The sequence below is a fragment of the Microbacterium sp. zg.Y909 genome (assembly GCF_024626565.1).
The window spans coordinates 1-740 of sequence record NZ_JANJFJ010000719.1 but is presented as its reverse complement, the minus strand read 5'-3'; the positions used below and the strand labels follow the sequence as shown (position 1 = coordinate 740).

Genomic DNA, 740 nt, shown 5'->3' with positions numbered 1-740 from the left:
AGCTGATGGAGAACCGCGCCTGGCTGCGGCCCTGGGAGGCGACGAGTCCTGACGGACCGACGTCGTTCGACATGCGGCTGGGCGTCAAGCGCCTGCTGCAGCAGTATCGCGACGGGCTCGGCGTGCCTTTCGTCATGGAGCACGCGGGCGAGGTCGCGGGGCAGCTGAACGTATGGGGCATCGCCCGCGGCTCGCTGGCCTCGGCCACCATCGGCTACTGGGTCAGCAAGCGGTTTGCGGGCCGCAACATCACGCCCACCTCGGTGGCGCTGGCGACCGATGTGTGCTTCACCGAGCTGGGGCTGCACCGCATGGAGATCTGCATCCGGCCGGAGAACACCGCGAGCCTGCGTGTGGTCGAGAAGCTGGGGTTCCGATACGAGGGACTGCGGCGGCGTTTCATCCACATCGACGGCGACTGGCGCGATCACTACACCTTCGCGCTGGTGCGCGAAGAGGTGCCCGAAGGCGTACTGCGGCGGTGGATCAACGGGGCGGCGCCCCAGGATGCGGCCGCCATCCCACCCGCGGACCGGCTTTCGAGCTGAACTTCACCTTCTTGTTGAAGGAGAGAGTCCGACACGCGCACGGATGCGCGGCGTGCGAGGGTCGTGGTCGCATACCGTGGTCGGCATGGGTGGGCAGGTATTGGGCGGCGGCGTGATCGTCGCCGTCGTGGTGGGGCTGTGGTTGGTGTACCTGCTGCCGTCCTGGCACAGCCGCCATCAGTACGAGGCCGC

The 740-nt window shown here is 68.1% G+C and carries 1 protein-coding gene; it reads left to right on the top strand.

Annotation, left to right across the window (positions count from 1 at the left end; genetic code table 11):
- Nucleotides 1–2: 2 nt before the first annotated feature.
- Nucleotides 3–548 (top strand): GNAT family N-acetyltransferase, encoded by a 546-nt coding sequence (locus tag NQ160_RS24375; protein ID WP_257517535.1) that lies wholly within the window; start codon nucleotides 3–5, stop codon nucleotides 546–548.
- Nucleotides 549–740 lie beyond the last annotated feature (192 nt).